The sequence below is a fragment of the Rhodococcus sp. T7 genome, from assembly GCF_009872365.1.
In the GTDB taxonomy this organism is placed as follows: Bacteria; Actinomycetota; Actinomycetes; order Mycobacteriales; family Mycobacteriaceae; genus Rhodococcus_F.
On record NZ_WXYH01000389.1, the window covers coordinates 96,926 to 97,291 of the forward strand.

1 protein-coding gene is annotated in these 366 nt (G+C 73.2%); it reads right to left on the minus strand.

The features are described 5' to 3' along the window. Positions 1-93 precede the first annotated feature (93 nt). The coding region (locus MLGJGCBP_RS44390; RefSeq protein WP_236581703.1) for a hypothetical protein at positions 94-366 on the minus strand (273 nt) is incomplete at its 5' end.

The window sequence follows — 366 nt, forward strand, 5'->3', positions numbered from 1 at the left end:
CGGACCCCTCCGGGCTTCTCACCCCACAACGGAACCGCACATCCCGACATCACCGCAGGGCGCGACCCGTCCGCGGGGCGCGATCTGCCGCCGTCATTCTCCCCGGTGCCGGCCGGGTGCCCGCACCGCCGAACCCGGGCCCGGGTTCGGATCCGGGGCGGAGTGGGGAAAGCCCGGATCCATGGTCAGATCTTCGGTGTCGGCGAAGACCAGTCGCCCGTCGTCGAGGGCGACCGCCCACCGATGCACCGGCGCCCACGCGTGCCCACCGCCGCCCGGGTCGGTCACGGCCGCGTAGTCCTCGACCACCTCACCGGTGAGATCGGCCCCAGCGTTTCTGCGGACCAGCACCCGAACCCCGACCGT